Here is a 17,625-nt window from a genome sequence, read left to right on the forward strand (position 1 = left end):
ATCAACTTCCTATTCATTTAAACATTTAAATGAATAGATTTACTCTATTTCAGAAATGAATTTAAGTATTGCGCATAATCGGCAAAGACTTCCTTATTAAGCGTATATCTCATGGTGCGGCCTTCCTTCTCGGCAATGAGCAGGTCTGCTTCTACCAACAGTTTTATATGATGTGAAATGGCCGGTTGTGAGAGCGCCAGCATCTCTACAATATCGCTGCATTGCATACAGGTAGTGTCGTATTTTTTGACTGACTCTATAATCTGCAATCGATATGGATCACCCAGCGCCTTCGAAATTTTCTCTATTTTCTTAAAATCCAATAACGTTTTCATACTGCAAATATATTCAAGTTTTTAAATTAATTAAAATCTGCGGCTATCTTAAACTCAAATGTGAGGCATTCCTGGCTTTTGTAAAGAGGTTGGACCATTATACCATTAGGTGAAAACCCATTTTAACAAATAGGGTTCACGCCTATCTTATTTTGTGTCGTCCTTACAGGAATCTAAATACATTAACACAGTTAAGCGCAAACCTGCGGTTCGCGCTTAACTGTAAATATCTGACAGATTTATTGCAAATCTTAGTTTCTGGTGAATGTAAACTTACCACCGCCTTGTTTTAAGATCATCTTTTTTTCTGCCGGTAAAAATTCAAGTTTTATACCTGCCTGTAAAAACTCAAACTTATCCGTCTCCGTGGCATCGAGAGGAAATGCAGATTGTCCTGTAGCCTGTGCTATCAGCTTATTACCGTCTTTTGTAACAGATATCTTCAATGGCAAATCCGGGCTTGAATATTCGCCGAGGTATTTATCAAGATCAGATGATTGCAGTGCAACGGTATTAAAAGCAGGAATCTCATAAGGCATGCCATAATAATCGCTTAAAGCAGCAATCACAATGTCATTGTTATCATACACTCCTCCGTTTGATGTGATGGCAACAGATACTTTATCGGCCGGAAAATAAGCAACCGCAGAAGAAAAGCCATCAATGCCACCTGTATGCCCAAAGCCTTTTTTGCTATGAAACGGCACCTGGAAAATACCCATTCCATACCCGTCTTTTATAGTGGTCATTTGTTGCAGGCTTTCATTACTTATTATTTTATTTGCAAAAAGCGCTTCAATAAAGACTACCAGATCCGAAGGGGTAGAAAGTACAGAGCCCGCACCCATGGGTATAGACAGGTCTGTTTCGCTTTCCTTGTTCCATTTACCCGTAAAGCTGTAAGAATAAGATTCGTTGTTTTGCAGATTGGTTTTGCCGCCGAAATAAGTATGCTTCAGGCCCAATGGCTTAATGATTCGGGCGTTCAATAATTCCTTGTACGGCTTTTTATAAGTCTTCTCCAGTATATAGCTCAGCAACACATAATTTGAATTGCTGTAGCTGGCTTTGCTGCCGGGCTCAAAATCGCTTTTGCCTTTGGCTATGATATCTATCATCTGCTGTTCGGTTTTGGCTTCCGTATTATAAGTCAGGTAGTTTTCGTCATCCGTAAAATTGTGTATGCCGCTCCTGTGGCTCAGAAGATCGCCGATGGTTATCTTTCCCGCATTTTCAATAGCCGGGAAATACTTGTCTATAGTCTGGCTCAGGCTTAGCTTATGTTCCTCTACCGCCTTAAAAACAAGGCAGCTGGTAAACATTTTTGAAATAGAGCCTATACGGTATTCCGTTTGGGTCGTAGCCGGTTTGTTAGTTGCAATATCAGCCTTGCCGATAGCTTTTGTATAAAGCAGTTCTCCGTTTGCAGAGATGGCAATGCTGCCCATGTATTTGTCTTTGTCGGCCAGTACCTGAAACAGGCTGTCCAGCTTTGCGGTATTTACACGTTGGGCAAATATGTTGCAACAGAATAGCAATGCCGGTAATAAGATGAGTGTGGTTTTCCTTGTCATGTTTGTGTTGTTTTTATGGTACAAAGAAACTTATTACTCCATAAAAGCGTTGTACATTTTAGACAAACGGCGTTTATTTTGTGACATAAATATTGGAACAGGCGCCCAAATGATTTGGGCAATGATAGTTTACCAATCACCTTCAACCAAAGTTTGGTTTGTTATTACATCAAACCCAAATAGGCCTTTAGTGATTTCAACATAAACGTTGTTATAGTTCTCAATCTCCGTACCACATGGAAATACAAGTTGTTTTTCCTGATTCTTATAAATCACATTAACGTACGGATCTCCGCAACTGTGCCTTGATTTTGCCAAGTGACCGGATGAAACAACCGGAAGTTCCTTAACAATTTTTATGTGGTCGTTTAAAGTTTGATTCGTCCACATAAACAGAAAAATTACAATGCCCCCAAAAGAGACGATATTAAATAAGAAATGGAAGAACAAGGGCGAACGTTCCGGTGTGTATGGATTGAAACAATATATATTAAATGTCTTTCTAAAAAGCGGTGTTATTAGTACGCCTGTTAAAACCCAAATACTTAAAAGGATATAAACAGATATAAAGGTTACTCTGTAGATATTTATTTCCCAGATGGTAAGGAACAAACCTCCCAAAAAAGGCACACCTATAAATAAATTGCTTTTAAGATTATAGTAAGGATACTTTGCTTTCAGTTCACTCAATGCCTTTTTCCGGTAATTGGCAGGCCTTGCATTAGTATATTTTTTCTTTGCCATAGCAGCAATATTGAGCCAGATTTATTTCTCTTTGCAATATTTCAATTTTAAATGTTGTGTCTTATTAATATTACAACCTAATACAAATGTTCTATAAACCGTCCTTTCAAGGCCGTAATATGGAATTTCATCCTGAAAGAATTCAATATTTGCGTCTTTGAGAATATTTTCAAGTTCTTGTTTTTCGGCTTTGCTTGTTGTAAATCCGATACAATGTGCTTTTGCCCATTTGTCAGCTTTAATTTGATTGAAAGCATATTCAACAATTTCGGGTTCAGATGGAAAATATTTAAGCACAGTCCTTTTCCCTCGCTCAGTATAATACCAAATAAAAAGACCTCCGGAATTGTCTATGCCACAGCCTTCATAAATTGAATTGCCGTTTATTGAGTAACTTTTAAAGTTGTAGCAGTTTTCTTTCATCCAACTTTCAAGTTCTTTTTCTGTCGCAGGCACATAACTATTATCCATTTTGAAGCCGTTTGTAGGTAAACGGTCTCAATTCAATTTCATTTTTCAACCGTTCAAATTCATTGTCAAAATATAATCGGAAAAAGTGCTTAACCTCATCCCAATTGTCAAGCTTTGTATGTATCTGTTCGTCCTGGTTTTCGCCATAAACAAAAAGCAAATCCAAGGTCTTATTAATCTCAAGCACAAATTCTTTTTCCATATGTCCGACCCAGAATGCTCCGTGTTCGTCATCCATTTGAATTGTCTCTGCAATGGCAGTCTTTATGTCGTCAAATATTGCATCCTCGACTGAGTCACCCCAGCCTTTTTCAATCCAGATGTTTGTTGCCATACATGTTGTTTTAAAATTACTATCAATTGTCATAATGGACGATTTGCTGATATTTTAAAATCGAAACCTTATAAACGAGAATTTACAACGTAAAGGTTATAAAATTCATTTTCTCCGAATAGTTCATTGTTTTCTTTAAACAAATCTATCCTTAGTTCTTTGTCACCAAATTTGAATTTGTATTTATCCTTAATTGTAAATTTGCCTATGGATATTTTAAAATAATCATCTCTCATAAAATCCCATTTACTTTCGAAATAATGATAGCTATCATCGCTCCCTTCGTAATAATATCCTTTAAAGGTTGAAGCGGAATTCATGATAAAAGCTCCTTTTAATTTATCATTCTTTACCTCTTTGTAGTTGTTGCAACTTGTAAGACCAACAAGAACCGCAATTAAAACTATAATTAATCCTTTCATAGAAATATGATTTAGACAGACCTCCTTACCCTTTATTTCAAATTCAAAACCATATCCAACTGAATAACTGCCCCAAACGGCAATTGATTTACACCCGTTGCAGTTCTTGCGTGACGGCCGTCTTCGCCAAACAATTCAATCAGCAATTCCGAGGCTCCGTCAAGCACCTGCGGCTGTTTTGTAAATCCCGCGTCAGAACGAATGAAGCCTTGCAACTTAACCACTCCGGCAATGGTATCCAGTTCAATATTCTTTTTTAAGATTGATAAGATGAGCAACACCGTATCTCTTGCTGCTTCCTTTGCTTCCTCAATGGTAACATCTGCCCCAACCATTCCGGTCAGCTCACTTACACGGCCCGATACAAATAAAAGCTCGCCCACCCGTTTGCAGTCAAGATACTGCCCCACAGGCGCCTTCGGCATTTTTAGCTGCAGGCCCAGCTTATTTAACTTGTCTTCAATATGGCTCATGGCATTGTATTATAGCTTCATTTCGCGGGCTCGTAATAATGTATCACGGCACCACAGTCAAATGTTTTAGTCTTTAAAAGCTTAAGCTCAACCCTGTCCTCCACATTTTTAAACAATGGCAAACCCTGTCCTGCAATAACCGGATGAATACAAAGCTGGTATTCATCAATCAGGCCAAGCTGCGTCAAGGCTGTTATTATACTTGGGCTTCCGGCACAAATATCTTTATCCACCTGCTGCTTAAGCGCTGAAATTTCTTCTTTAAGCAATTCATGTTTCAGAGTTGTATGCTTCCAGTCCACACTTTTCAGCGTACGGGAAAAAACAACTTTGGGAATATTGCCTATCAGCACCGCAAACTCATCCTCCGCTTTGTTACCCGTAGGCTTTTCCACTATAGCCGGCCAGTAACTTTCCATCAGCTGATAGGTTATCCTTCCGTACAAAAGAGCGCCCGAATTCTTTAACAGGTCATTGTAATGCTCATGTATTTCATCATCTGCAATTACTGCAGTATGGTCGCAAAACCCGTCAAGCGTCATATTGATTGCTGCAATCAGTTTGCCCATCTTGCTTTGTTTTAATGATTATGCCTTGTCTTTTTTATCGCCTATTTCTTCTGCCAACCCTACAAGCAGCCCTTCGGCGCCTCTGATATAGCATAACTTGTATGAATTTTCGTACTGCACTATTTCCCCAACCAGTTGCGCACCTTTTTTAATCAGCCGCTCCACCATTTCCTCAATGTCTTCAACGGTGAACATAGCCCGCAGATAACCCAATGCATTTACAGGCGCAGTGCGGTGGTCTTCTATAACAGAGGGTTTAATAAACGTTGAAAGCTCCAGGCGGCTATGCCCGTCGGGCGTAACCATCATGGCAACTTCTACGTGCTGATTACCAAGGCCCGTAACCTTTCCGGCCCATTCTCCCTCTATGGTTCCGCGGCCTTCCAGCGTCAGGCCAATTTCCGAGAAAAACGAAATGGCATCATCCAGCGATTCTACAACGATGCCTACGTTGTCCATTCTTAGCAATCTGTTTTTTGTCATTGGTTTATGTTTTATCTGGTTAAAATTGGCATAAATGAAATGAAGGTTTTGAATCGGATTAAATAACCGGCATTGTCATTGCTCAACCGCATTGTCATCCTGACGAAGGAAGGACCCCAAATGCTCTTGTCAAATAGCACGCAACACCGTCATCTCGACCGAAGTAATTTTATGGAATGAAATGGAATAAAATTACGTAGTGGAGAGATCTCCCGGACGTGGAACTAACTCGGCCTTTGGGAGATCTCTCCGCTCCATAAAAATCATTTCGCTGTGGCTTCATGATTTTTAACTTCGGTCGAGATGACGAAAGGGCCTGCACTATTTCCCTTCCATCAGCTTCTCCAACCTTGCCATCATTTCATCCTTCTCCTTCAGCATCCTTTCGTATAAAGCGATCTTTTCTTCATGTAGTTTAATGAGTGCATCAATCGGATGAAAAACAGGATAGTGATTCACTACTGCACCATTATCATTATTGGTAATGGTATTTGCTATAATATTGATTGCCTGTTGTTCATCAAAATTTTGAAAAGCTTCCACAGGTATTTTCAGAACGGAGGCTATTTGTTGCAGCAGCGGAGGGTCGATGTTTTCCTTCTGCTCCAGTAAGGAGATTTTCTTTTGGTTCCAGTCTTCGCCCAGGTCATAGGCCAAAGCTTCCTGTTTAATGCCCAGCATTTCCCTGAAACGTTTCACATTGCGGCCTTCGTGTATTTTGTTGTCCATATGATACTGTATTTTCAAAACTCAAATGTAAGTTTTCCCTGTATAAACAGCTTATATAAAAGTAGGTAAATTATCGGTTTCGATAACTGAAATATCTTGTTTGTCCTGAACCAGCAGCCTGTAGATGTGTCTGTTAAAGCAAGCAAAGGTTTTCGTACAGGGCTGACTGTATACTTATGCGAGAAAGGCAATACCCAAACCATTGTGCGATATGGAGCAAAAAACGTCTTCCAAAAACCTAACAATAATAATTTGTAAATTTGCGAATATGAATGACAAAAAACTTTACGTAATTGCAGGTTGCAACGGAGCGGGTAAAACTACTGCTTCGTTTACGATTTTACCTGAAATTTTGGATTGTAAAGAATTTGTCAATGCAGACGAAATAGCAAAAGGATTATCTCCTTTTCAACCCGAAAAGGTAGCATTTGAAGCGGGGCGAATAATGTTGAACAGAATCAATGAACTGCTTTCCGAGAATCAAAATTTTGCATTTGAAACAACTCTGTCAACCAAGAGTTATAAAAACAAAATCATTGAAGCGAAAGAAAAGGGCTATCGGGTAATATTACTATTCTTTTGGCTTCAAAATATTGAATTGGCTAAAGAGCGTGTGAAAGTAAGAGTTTCCGAAGGTGGACACAATATTGAACCGCAAGTTATTGAAAGAAGATACATCCGAGGAATTAAGAATTTATTCGACATTTATCTTCCGATTGTTAACGGAGCTTTTATTTTTGACAACTCGGAAGCAAAGCACGAACTTTTAGCTGATAAGCAAATTGATGCTTCGCTAAATATTATAAACGTAGAAAAGTTTGACCTTTTGAAAAATTATTATGACAACAACTGAAAAACACATAGAAGAAAAAAACAAAATCCTGAAAGGGCTTGAAAAAGTCTATGAAAAACTTTTAGAATTTAAGAAATCTAAAAATAGTGAATTGGTTATTCTACGGGACAATAAAATCGTAAAGATTAAACCTGAATAAAAGCTTTTTTGTTTTAACATAGGGAATAATTTCGAGAGGTGCATTTGCGCAAACTGGGATTTCAAACGTTATTTTCATCATCGAATAATCTAGTTTGATTTCTGTTGGCTTCTTTTTCCGCTGCTAAGAAGTTCTTTCCTTCCTATTGCTTCAGGAGATTGTGTAAGAAAAATGAAAATCTTTATGCTGTAAATCAAAAGAATGAAAACAATAATTAACATCAAATATCCGATGATGGTATCAGTCATATTTGGATGATTAATAGATTCTTTTACAAGTCTTTCAATTTCGTTCATTTCTTTGTCCATAAATTTCATTGTTTAGAAAGCTTATAACAAATAAGGAATTTCATGTAAAGCTAATTTTTCCTATTTGCAACAAATTCATCGCTTAGCACAATTACATACTGCAAAGGCTTTACTGCAATATTTGCGAGAGAGGGTGTATTATAGAATTTTATTTAGCCATTTTAGTCCATAGAAAATTAGATAAGATATTAATTACTATTCCTATAATAACTGTAACAAAAACAAATCCCAATATTAAATTCCTTCGCTTAATCATTTTATTATGTTTTTCAATGTAGTCTCCCCAGAAAAACAACTTATTTGGAAAATATTTTGCAATAACACTTTCGATACTATCTGTAAAAAAAAATAACATCATAGATGGGATCATAAACCATACAAGGTACTTTAGTTTTCCTAAAAGTGTATTATTAATATCTCCCTCCATCATTCTCACTTTTTCTATTTTGACAATAGAACTTAAAACATCAACATTCTGATGTTGCTGAATTTTCTTTTCTAAATTATTAAGTAATGTCAATAAATTTTGATTTTTATGCCCTAAGGAGGAAAAGCTGGCGAAAAGTATGATTGATAAAAAGATAAATAATGGAGCAGAAATAAAATGGGAGACTTTTAAGCCAACAAAATTTGATTTAACAATTTTGTTTATTCGATCATCAAATAAAGAGCTACTAACAAGTGCCCAGTCTCTATTTTCAGATTTTATTTTATACCGAATACTGTTCAGTTCTTTACTTTTTTCAGAAGATGTATTGGAAAATGTAAGCTTAATTTCTTCATTTGGTATATCACCGATAGCTTCTACAGTTAATGTTACAATTTCAGATGGTCCAATATTCTCGTAGTTAATAATATATTCTAGACTTGTAGTCTCAATTACCTGACCGTTTGCATTTTCAATTATATAAGTTATTTTTAAATTTTTATTGCTTTCTGTCTTCTCAAATTGTTCATTAATCACTTCAATTATTCTCCGAAGCTCTTGTTCATTTAATAAGAAACCAGTATCAATACTTTTAGACGACTGTGTATAGCTTTTTTCCATTGAATTATTTTTCAAAATTGAAGATTTCTATTATTAACATTCTTATCCTCAAATATACAAATATCATCTTATGAAACAACAAAATATGAAAGGTTACTTTTGTTAGCTAATACAATAGAATGATTTCCTACTAATTTACGAGGTACTACATCGTCCAGAACGAGGTTAACCTGCTGATTTACGAACCTATACCTCGTGGTTCACGAGGTAATCCTACTAATTCACGAGGTAACACCTCGTACGGAACGAGGTTAACCTGCTGATTTACGAACCTATACCTCGTGGTTTACGAGGTAATCCTACTAATTCACGAGGTAACACCTCGTACGGAACGAGGTGCAGCCGGAAAATACAATGCACAAAAAAACCGGCAAATGCCGGTTTTCAAATGTAAACGCCCCGAATTTATGCTGATTATTGCGGCAATTCGCTGCCTGGCTCACCTGCTTCAAGCTCCGGGTCTTCTTCTTCCATCACCTTTTTAAAGCGTGCGTTATAATCATCCAGTTCTTTGATGGCTTCGTCCAGATCGCCGTCATATTTGCGCGCACTTTGCAGGCTGTCGCCGAACTTGTCCACATAGCCCATAATATCCTTACCCAGAGCTTTGTCGGTATCATCCAGTGCCTCGCACAATTTTTGAGCGGCTATCCGGTACGCTCTCAACACCTGCAGGTAAGCTACCCTTTCTTTAAGGTCTTTTGCATTGTCGTTTTTTGCAAGCTTTTCATCATACTGCGTGGCAAGCCTGGAAACGATGTCCACCAGCCCCAGCCTTGACGATCCTACCACACGCATTTTCTTGCGCGCATCATTGCTAAGCGATACTTTAAAAGGATCCAGGTTGTTAATCAGCCCATTAATCTGGTTTATTGCATCTTCTAATTCGTCGGAAGGTGCGAACGATCTTACCATTAAATTCATAATAGTGAATTTTAAAGTTTATAAAAATATGTATAACCTTATATGTGCAATAATCGTGCCAAACTCATGGCAGAAAAGAAAAAAATTTAAAATTTCTTCAGTTATTTAATGTGAACGATAAAAATGTAACATGATAAATCGCAGACAATACAAAGAACACACGCAAAGGCAGCAGAGAAGCAGGATTCCTCATTTTGACTTTGCTGTTCTTTGCGCAAAACGTTGCGGCCTCTGTGGTAAAAGTTCATTACGCAAAAAGCCGGGCTACCCATTACGGATAACCCGGCTTAGATAAGAAACAAATGCTTAGTTCTTTATAACTTTTCCTTTAAAGGAACCTTCATGGTTACTGTATTTTATAATATAGATGCCGTTGCTCAGGCCGCTCATGTCTATCTCCGCTGTGTTGGAGCTCATTGCTACGGTTTTTACAACTTTACCTACAATATCGGTTACCTGTATGGCGGCATCGGCGTCCACATTGCCATCAACAACTATTTTCAGTAGCTTGTTTACAGGGTTAGGATACAGGCTCACAGACATATTGCTGCCTTCATTTGAGCGAAGCTCTACGACTGTTGAAACAGATGATTTGCCATTGGCATCCACCATGTTTAAACGGTAGAAATTCTTACCCTTTAACGGGTTAGCATCCGTATAGTCATAGTTTCCTCCGTTGTTTCTGTCGGCAGCTATTATACTCAGCTTGCTGAACTGTTTACCATCGGCCGAGCGTTGCAGCTCGAAATGGCTGAATCCTTTTTCGTCAGCGGTTTTCCAGTTCAGCAGGTTTATTGCGCCTTTGCTTTGACCGGTAAAGCTGATAAGCTCTAACGGCAACGGAGCACTACCCGGCATAATAAAGAAGTTTGAAAAGCCTTGTGTATTTACCTGTATATAGTTAACCCCGCTTACCGGCTGCTCGCTGCCTGTTTGCAAAAGGGCCGTATTGGTGCCGGGTGTATAAACAAAATCCGGCGCACATGTATTGCCTGAAACTTTGGTAATGTTAAGGTTCCCTAATGTTGACCCAAGGTTCGCCAATTCAGCATCCGTAAAGAAAAACTGTACATCGGTGGAACCGGAAGTGCCCGTGGCCCTGATAAGGTAATTCCTGTTAAGGTAAGGTGTGCCGTCAAAATCTGTCCTTGCCATACCTGTTTTGATGGTAGTGGCAGGCCTGAATGAAGCGGCAGAACCGGATAGCGGGCGAATGTTGGCAATCAGTTTGCCGTCATTGTCCACCAGCGACATCCATCCATGATAAGCAGTATTAGGATTTGTGATAAACTGGCCGTTCATACAATCGCCTGCAGTTGTAGCAAGCATAGATGCATTCATTTCATCCACCGTCACGCAATAGGTACCAAAAGGATCGGAAGGGTTGAACATATCGAAAAGGTAATCTACATTGATGTAATAAGTAGTGCCGGCAGTAAGGTTTGTGGCATAAAACATGGAACGTTTGTCCGATACTACCCCATTCTGATCATCGCAGGCAATGATGCTGAATGTGCTGTAATCTGAGGGATCCAATGCGCTGAACAATGCCATTCTCGAATCTCCCATCGTTCCCCCGCCATCGCAGGAAACTTTTACCATGCCGGATGACGGTGCTACAAATTTATACCACATACCCGCATACCCGGTCGGGGCAAAATCTTCCTTGCAGGAAGGATATGGTTCGCCGCTGCTTTGCGTAGCATTTGTGTTATTGTACGGGGCACCGGTGCAGCCGGCATTTAAGGTTAAGGTAATGGCGCCGCTTGCTTCATCATTAACAGGAGGCAGCGGCCCCAGGCAAATCGTAAAATCAGCACCGGCTCCGGCATCAAATGTATAGACGCGCACTTTATATTGCTGGCCTACGGTAAGGCCTGTAACATTCAGCGAAGTGCCGAAACCTGTTGTCAGAAACGTTAAATTACCACATGCACCGCTATATACTGCCATCTCCATATCTGTTGCCGGTGTGATACCGGACAAAGATATACGGTGGCCTGTATCTGTGGCCGTGAAGGTGTACCATACATCATCATCGGTTCCCGGGGCATTCTGATCGGGAGAAGTCGTTTCATTGGAATGCGTGGCAGACAAGGTAGTTCCTGTCTTCGTAATGTTGCAAAAAGAGTTGGCATTTGCAGTCAATGTTTCTGCAGTTGCACATTCGTCATTAGCCGGAGGCGGCGGAGGCGGTCCCACGCAAATATTAAAACCTGTCGCATCGCCGCTACTTACATATGTGAATACCCGGATTTTATAGATAGCATTTGGGGTAAGTCCTGTCAGATCCATGATCAGCTCTGATGCGCCCCATTGCGATTCCGCCTCCTGTACGTTAACAAGGGAACCGCAAACACCGCTATATACTGCCATTACCATACCTGAGCTGGTATAACCTGATAACGTGATCCTGTTAGTGGTGCCGGTTGCTGTAAACTGGTACCATACATCATCATCTGTGCTGGCATTGTAACTTGCATTTACCGGAGGTGTTTCATTGGAATGAGTAGCCTGGTCAGTAGTGCCCATTGTTGTATTGGCGCAACCGGGCATAGTATTCATAGTCAGTGTTGCCGCAGCGGAACACTCATCGTTTGCAGGCGGCGGTGGTGTTGTTCCTATACATAACTCATAGGAAGCATAAACGCCCGGGTCGGAAAATGATGTGTAAACCCTTAATTTGTAAACATTCCCTATAGTTAGCCCTGTTGCTTCCATTAATTCATAATAATCCGCGGTATCTGACTTTATAAAAGTCAGTGCATTGCAGGTGCCGCTGTACAATGACATTACCATGCCGTAAGGGCCGGATTCATGTGTAAGCGATATCATATGTGACGTAGCTGTGGCAGTAAACTCATACCAGATATCATCGTTGATCCCCATAGGATAAGACGCACCGCCGGCCGGCTGTGCTGACTGTGTAGCTCCCAGGGTATTTGCTGTCATTACGCTATTACAATTCAGGTCGCTGTCAACTGTCACCACTGTGGCATTGGCGCATTCATCATTCGCAGGTGGGGCTTGTACAGTAGTGAAGGCTGTAAAAACAGACCAGTTGCTGATATCCGTGCCGCCGCAACGGGAGCGCACCCATACATAATAAGTTGTAGAATTGGCAAGGCCGTTTAAGCCAATGGGAGAAGCCGTAACATTTCCCGAAGGAACGGTAGCGCCATCGGGTGCAGTATTAACCGTACTGTAATAATAATCATAACTGACAGGTGTGGTTGCAGGCGCCGTGAAACTGATATTGGCAGTCGTTCCGGTAATTGCAGAAGCTGTCAACGCAGAAGGCGGAGCACAGGAAGGTGGTGTCAGCCCACCAAACATGATATCCGGGCGTTTGTTATTGAGTACCAGCGTTTGGGTAGTTGGCGGCGCATTCACCGTTTGTAATGATCCGTGCGTATTCGATCCTGCAGGAGTATATCCAAACGTTGGAACCGCAGTGGCAAACGGATTCAGTCCTCCGTTGCCATAATTGGATTCTACCAATACAGCCAGGTTTTGACCGGAGTTTATGGTAAAATCAATAATGTCTATAGTGTTCCAGCCTGAAACTATAGCAGGAGATGTAGCGTCGAATACTAAAGTGGCACCTGAGATGGTGTTGCTCCAGGTGTCGCTTGTTACGCTGCCTGTGTTTCCTACTTCTTTTAAATATATTTTTAGCGGCGTAGTGACATTTGTATTTAACATATTGTTCCATCCAAGTGTGGTAATGGTGCCTCCTGTTGTAAGTGTATTCAGCTCAGATGCAGTATAAATGGTAATATCCCTTGAATGCCCGTATGTAAGATCTATAGGGTAGTAATCGTCATCAACACCTGTTCCGATGGTGATTTGTGCATTGCTGCTTAAGCCCAGGCCCGCAAACAGGAGCGTTAGTAAGAGCTTGGCTATTGTATGCGGGAACAGCCTCTGTTTCATTGTTTTTGTTCTTATCATATTTATGCAATTTAAAATTCGCCTACTCTTTTTCGGTTTTTCGGTATCCACCGTTAATATTTTATAGAGCTATTGTTAGCGGATCAATGTGATATCTCCCTTCAATTCATACCTTACATCTTCTATTGTAACGGTGGCATAATAGTAATAAACACCGCCATCGCAGGGCCTGCCATTAAATGTTCCGTTCCACCCTTCATTCTTTATCGTATTGAATACCTTTTCTCCGTATCTGTTGTATATGGAAAAAGCTATAATAAAAAACCTCTCGTCATTGGTATTCAGATTGAATACATCATTCAACCCGTCACCATTAGGACTGAAGGCATTGGGTGCCCCGAAATGGGCTATCGTTACTTTCGCCGAATCGCGACTGATGCAGGTATGGTCTTCCGCATTGATATAATACCAAGTAGTCTTTTTTGGAGTTGCAACAGGTGTAAGCGAGGTCGTTGAGTTGAGTGTAGGATTGGCATCCCAGTGAATATCGGCACCAATGCTCTCCGAGCCATCCAGCATAGCGGATTCCTTTTTTCCCAAAATGATAATCTGGTCCGGCCCTGCTTCTGCAAAAACGCTGTACTTGCCGATGTGCACGCTTTTTGTGTGTTTACATTTATGGCTGTCGGTTATGTTTACCGTAAGGTTTGTTTCCCCGTTATTGGTTACCCTCACCATAGAAGCCGTGGGGTTGTCAACAAGTGCTGCCGGCATCCAGGCATAAGTTGCCCCTCCCTGTACCGTTACCTCCACGGGGCCTGCGTTACAGGCTACTGTATCCTGCGGATACACCGTTACCACTTCAGGCTCCAGTACCGAAACTGTTATGGAATCCCTGACCGTGCTGAAGTCACAACCATCAACAGGTGTTGCCTCCAGTATCACATTATAAACACCGGGAGCAGCATAGGTATATGCGGGATTGAGGTTCAATGTTTCATTTGGGCTGCCGTCACCAAAGCTTAAGGTAAAATCTGCGGGATCTGAAAGTGTTCCGTTAAACTGAAAAGCATCTCCTATACATAAAAAGCTATCGGGAAGTGCAGCAAGACTGATCTCCAGGGTGTCACGTAGCATTTCCATGTCCACCACGGTAGATGCAGCATCCCAGGCGCCTCCGTTTTGCGAAGAAGGACTCCAGGCACCTGCTGTTCCCATTCCTGCACGGAAGCACTGGTTTACGTAAAGCCTTCCTTCGGGATCAATATCCTGGGTTCCGCCATGCCAATGAGAAGTCTGGCCGCCACCGGGCAATGTGCCGAAACCTAACCAGCTTGCAAATACCAGCTGAAAATCTTTATTCAGCTCCATCAGGTAGTAACCATTCGTATTGTTTGTTGCTCCGCCGGCAAGTGTATTTGGCGTAAATGGCACCCCGTAAGGCGGAGAGGTGCCAACATTGGGATCGGTACATGTATAATACATATAGAAATGCCCGCAGTTGCTGCGTTCAAAAGCATAGCGGTCACTTATTAGATTGGGAGGCAGGTTTGTCTGAACCAATGCCGCAGAAAGGTCTGAGTTCATCTTTGCCAAAAAGGTAAAACTCCATACAGGATCGTTTTCGGAATATACTCCGGGAGAAGGGGTTACAAGATCATTGGCGCCTGTTTGTCCCAAAGCATAAATATTGCCATCCGGATCTACATCAAGCCCGCTTACTACAGTGTGAAGGCAACTTGAAGCTTCCAAAGTAGTGAGGTCTGCATCAAATTTTGAAATGGTGCCATATCTTTCATAAGTTGTATTTGGCTGCTGAAAGGCATTGGCAGTAGTAGGATAGTTGGCATTGTTGGTGGACCAGCCGCCTATCAGTATTTCACCTGTATATTCGTTGAGGCGCAATACGAGTGGTTCATATTTGCCCGAAGGACTGTGGCCGATATAGGTACCGGCAAGTAATTGTGTTTGCTCCCTGTTCAGCTTTAATACAAAGCTGCCATACCTTCCTGTATTGTTTGGCTTAAAGGCATTGGCCGGCATTGCAAAAGGAAGTTTGTTGGGAGGAGGGGTGTTGCCACCGCATTTCCCATAAATATAAAATTCATTGTCATTGGCCCAAACCACATCCTGAATCAGGTCATCGCCTGATTTTGATCCATAATAGGAGCCCGACAGGAGCATAGCGCCATCATTACTAAGCACAGCCGCCACGCCATCATTACCCCGTTGCAGGGTTTGCAGGCAACCCGCAGTGGTGGGAAAATCCGAACTGGAAGTATAGCCCACAATAACTGCCTGGCCCAATTTGTTTACAGACACGGAAGTAGGTTCTTCGGCTCCTGCGCCACCTACATAGCTGGAGTACATCAGGCCTGAACCGTCAGGAGTATAGACATTCATCGCTATATCCATATCGCCGGCAAAAGCAGTCTGAAAGGCGCCAAGCGTAGCAGGCCACTGATTATTGAATGCAGTTACCAAAGCATACATATTGCCATTTGGGCCGTAAGATGATCCCTGTGCATTGACCTCATCAGTTGCACCGCTGAAGGTCTGGTATTCTACTATGGGATCTATTACCAATTCCCGTGCCTGATCATAACCTTGGGAGAACGCAAATGAAACTACTCCATTATCTATTTCAAAATGTGACGGAACCGTAACCTTTTCACCGCCTATTATCTGGAATGAGTAAGGAGCGTGTTCCACCACATCACCCAGGCTGGTCTTTATAACCAGGTTTCCGTTTCCTGCAATGCTTAAGTCGGCGCCTGTATAACGCATCTGAATGGATTCCGGACTGGCATGTGGTGCTACAATAAATTCATATTTAACATTATTATCCTTATTAGACTGATAGCTCAGGTCAATACCGGGATATATCTGCCGGTATCTGAGTCCTCCAAATACATTCACATGTCCTTTCCATCTGTTCCGGTCGTTCCCAAGGAAATAATTATGATAATAAGGAGATGCGTTTTCACCTGTTATTTCAGTTGTGACAGCATTCAAAAACGTTATTCTGTAGGCATGGTTGTTTACCATACCGGCATTGTGCGCTGAAGTCTCGTTCTCTCCTGTTTCATCTTTCCAAAGGGAAGCAGGGGTAATGACAGCCGGTTGTTTATGATGTCTGTCCTCTACCTGACTGTAATCAGAGAGTAAAAAGGTCATTGCATTTTTTTCAAAAAAAACGGTATAGCCTGAGCGAATCGTAGCCTTGAAAGCAAAGGGAGCATTCCACTGGTCTTTATTGGGAATAAATTGTATAGGGCTGCCTGATGCCACAGAAGCAAAAAGCAAGAGAAGCAAGATTGTTTTAAGTATAAGTTTCATTTTTTTATTCTTGGTGATTATTAAAAAAGTAATAAATACAGACAGTATTAATTATTTAAACGTTGGAAACGACTCTAAATCGATTTATTTAGTTGATATATGCCAATGTATTGCATTAAAAAATTTAATAGGAAATTATTTTTTATGCTTAATTTGATTTTTTGTCTTGATTTTGGTTACTAAGGCATTAGTTGTTTATAACAATACATCAATAATCGTGCCAAAATATTTTAAGGAGGCTGCAATACAAGGTTTAAATTATGTCAGGTGTGTATAAAACCTTGCTGTAATGCATTTTTAACGGGATCAGAATCGTCAATTTTTTTATAGAGCGTTCAATGACCATAACAGAGGTTGTATTAACTATGGAATAGAAAGGAATTTTATATATAATAATAGCAAATACACTAAAGCTGATTCCTTTTTAATTGTTCTTCCAAACTCAAAAAAATATTTTCTCTTGCTTGTCCAATTCTCTTTCTTCCGGTTGTTATATGTTTTTAATCTCTAAAAGAACCGAAATATGACACAAAGAATTAAAGTAATGGAAAGCGGCGCGGATGCGATGGCAGCTATGTACCCGATTGGTAAGTATCTTGCAAAATCGTCTGTGGAACCTGCCTTGCTCGACCTGGTTTATTTCAGGGTATCGCAAATAAACGGCTGTGCTTTCTGCCTCGACATGCATGCCAAAGATTTACGCTCGATGGGTGAATCGGAACAAAGGTTGTACCTGCTGAATGCATGGCGCGAAGCACCTTTCTACAGCAAAAGGGAAAAAGCGGCACTGGCCTGGGCAGAAGCACTGACTATCATTAAAGACGGCCAGGTGCCCGAGGCGGTTTATGAAGAAGCACGCAGCCGCTTTTCCGAAAAAGAATTGATAGACCTTACCCTGGGCGTCATGACTATTAATAGCTATAACCGTCTTAACATTGCATTCGGTGCAGATGTGGGCAGTTACCAACCGGGACAATTCGCATAAT

Annotated in this window: 18 protein-coding genes; 3 read left to right on the top strand and 15 right to left on the bottom strand. The window is 40.9% G+C overall.

Annotated elements, in window-relative coordinates; translation table 11 throughout:
• Positions 1-44: 44 nt before the first annotated feature.
• The 10 genes from F0919_RS13500 to F0919_RS13545 form a co-directional block, all read right to left on the bottom strand.
• The gene (locus tag F0919_RS13500) at positions 45-335 is read right to left on the bottom strand and encodes an ArsR/SmtB family transcription factor (protein ID WP_150033296.1); all 291 of its coding nucleotides are present in this window, start codon (positions 333-335) and stop codon (positions 45-47) included.
• Positions 336-586: 251 nt separating this feature from the next.
• Positions 587-1,909, bottom strand: coding sequence for a serine hydrolase domain-containing protein (locus F0919_RS13505; protein WP_150033297.1), 1,323 nt, complete (start codon positions 1,907-1,909; stop codon positions 587-589).
• A 129-nt stretch (positions 1,910-2,038) separates the two neighbouring features.
• A complete protein-coding gene (locus F0919_RS13510) occupies positions 2,039-2,653 on the bottom strand; it encodes a hypothetical protein (protein WP_150033298.1) in 615 nt (204 codons plus the stop codon).
• Positions 2,654-2,674: 21 nt separating this feature from the next.
• The gene (locus tag F0919_RS13515) at positions 2,675-3,124 is read right to left on the bottom strand and encodes a Rossmann-fold NAD(P)-binding domain-containing protein (RefSeq protein ID WP_150033299.1); all 450 of its coding nucleotides are present in this window, start codon (positions 3,122-3,124) and stop codon (positions 2,675-2,677) included.
• On the bottom strand, positions 3,117-3,458 hold the full coding sequence (locus tag F0919_RS13520) for a hypothetical protein (RefSeq protein WP_150033300.1): 342 nt from the start codon (positions 3,456-3,458) through the stop codon (positions 3,117-3,119). The genes F0919_RS13515 and F0919_RS13520 overlap by 8 nt, the downstream gene beginning before the upstream one ends.
• Positions 3,459-3,526: 68 nt before the next feature.
• Entirely contained in the window at positions 3,527-3,880 is a 354-nt protein-coding gene (locus tag F0919_RS13525; protein WP_150033301.1) for a hypothetical protein, read from the bottom strand.
• A 32-nt stretch (positions 3,881-3,912) separates the two neighbouring features.
• Positions 3,913-4,353 carry a RidA family protein gene (locus F0919_RS13530; protein WP_150033302.1) on the bottom strand — a complete coding sequence of 147 codons (441 nt, stop codon included), beginning with the start codon at positions 4,351-4,353 and terminating at the stop codon, positions 3,913-3,915.
• Between the two features lie 17 nt (positions 4,354-4,370).
• Complete coding sequence (locus F0919_RS13535) at positions 4,371-4,922, bottom strand: dihydrofolate reductase family protein (RefSeq protein ID WP_150033303.1); 552 nt, start codon at positions 4,920-4,922, stop codon at positions 4,371-4,373.
• Between the two features lie 18 nt (positions 4,923-4,940).
• On the bottom strand, positions 4,941-5,405 hold the full coding sequence (locus F0919_RS13540; RefSeq protein WP_150033304.1) for a VOC family protein: 465 nt from the start codon (positions 5,403-5,405) through the stop codon (positions 4,941-4,943).
• A 321-nt stretch (positions 5,406-5,726) separates the two neighbouring features.
• Positions 5,727-6,134, bottom strand: coding sequence for a helix-turn-helix domain-containing protein (locus F0919_RS13545; RefSeq protein ID WP_150033305.1), 408 nt, complete (start codon positions 6,132-6,134; stop codon positions 5,727-5,729).
• A 211-nt stretch (positions 6,135-6,345) separates the two neighbouring features.
• Here F0919_RS13545 and F0919_RS13550 point away from each other — a divergent pair, with 211 nt between their 5' ends.
• Entirely contained in the window at positions 6,346-6,987 is a 642-nt protein-coding gene (locus F0919_RS13550) for a zeta toxin family protein (protein WP_216629425.1), read from the top strand.
• Positions 6,974-7,126, top strand: coding sequence for a hypothetical protein (locus F0919_RS18460; protein ID WP_190277392.1), 153 nt, complete (start codon positions 6,974-6,976; stop codon positions 7,124-7,126). Before F0919_RS13550 ends, F0919_RS18460 begins: the two co-directional genes overlap by 14 nt.
• 89 nt (positions 7,127-7,215) lie before the next feature.
• On the opposite strand, the gene F0919_RS13555 is transcribed toward F0919_RS18460, so the two are convergent.
• From F0919_RS13555 to F0919_RS13575, 5 genes are all read right to left on the bottom strand, one after another.
• Positions 7,216-7,434, bottom strand: a complete 219-nt coding sequence (locus tag F0919_RS13555) for a hypothetical protein (protein ID WP_150033306.1) — start codon at positions 7,432-7,434, stop codon at positions 7,216-7,218.
• A gap of 148 nt (positions 7,435-7,582) precedes the next feature.
• Positions 7,583-8,482, bottom strand: coding sequence for a hypothetical protein (locus F0919_RS13560; protein ID WP_150033307.1), 900 nt, complete (start codon positions 8,480-8,482; stop codon positions 7,583-7,585).
• A gap of 414 nt (positions 8,483-8,896) precedes the next feature.
• Positions 8,897-9,406 carry a hypothetical protein gene (locus F0919_RS13565; RefSeq protein WP_150033308.1) on the bottom strand — a complete coding sequence of 170 codons (510 nt, stop codon included), beginning with the start codon at positions 9,404-9,406 and terminating at the stop codon, positions 8,897-8,899.
• A 306-nt stretch (positions 9,407-9,712) separates the two neighbouring features.
• On the bottom strand, positions 9,713-13,360 hold the full coding sequence (locus F0919_RS13570) for a fibronectin type III domain-containing protein (protein ID WP_150033309.1): 3,648 nt from the start codon (positions 13,358-13,360) through the stop codon (positions 9,713-9,715).
• A 75-nt stretch (positions 13,361-13,435) separates the two neighbouring features.
• Positions 13,436-16,639, bottom strand: a complete 3,204-nt coding sequence (locus F0919_RS13575; RefSeq protein WP_150033310.1) for a DUF7948 domain-containing protein — start codon at positions 16,637-16,639, stop codon at positions 13,436-13,438.
• 523 nt (positions 16,640-17,162) lie between these two features.
• Here F0919_RS13575 and F0919_RS13580 point away from each other — a divergent pair.
• The gene (locus tag F0919_RS13580; protein ID WP_150033311.1) at positions 17,163-17,624 is read left to right on the top strand and encodes a carboxymuconolactone decarboxylase family protein; all 462 of its coding nucleotides are present in this window, start codon (positions 17,163-17,165) and stop codon (positions 17,622-17,624) included.
• The last annotated feature ends 1 nt before the right edge of the window (position 17,625 follow it).

This window comes from Taibaiella lutea, assembly GCF_008629695.1.
GTDB classification, from domain to species: Bacteria; Bacteroidota; Bacteroidia; order Chitinophagales; family Chitinophagaceae; genus Taibaiella; species Taibaiella lutea.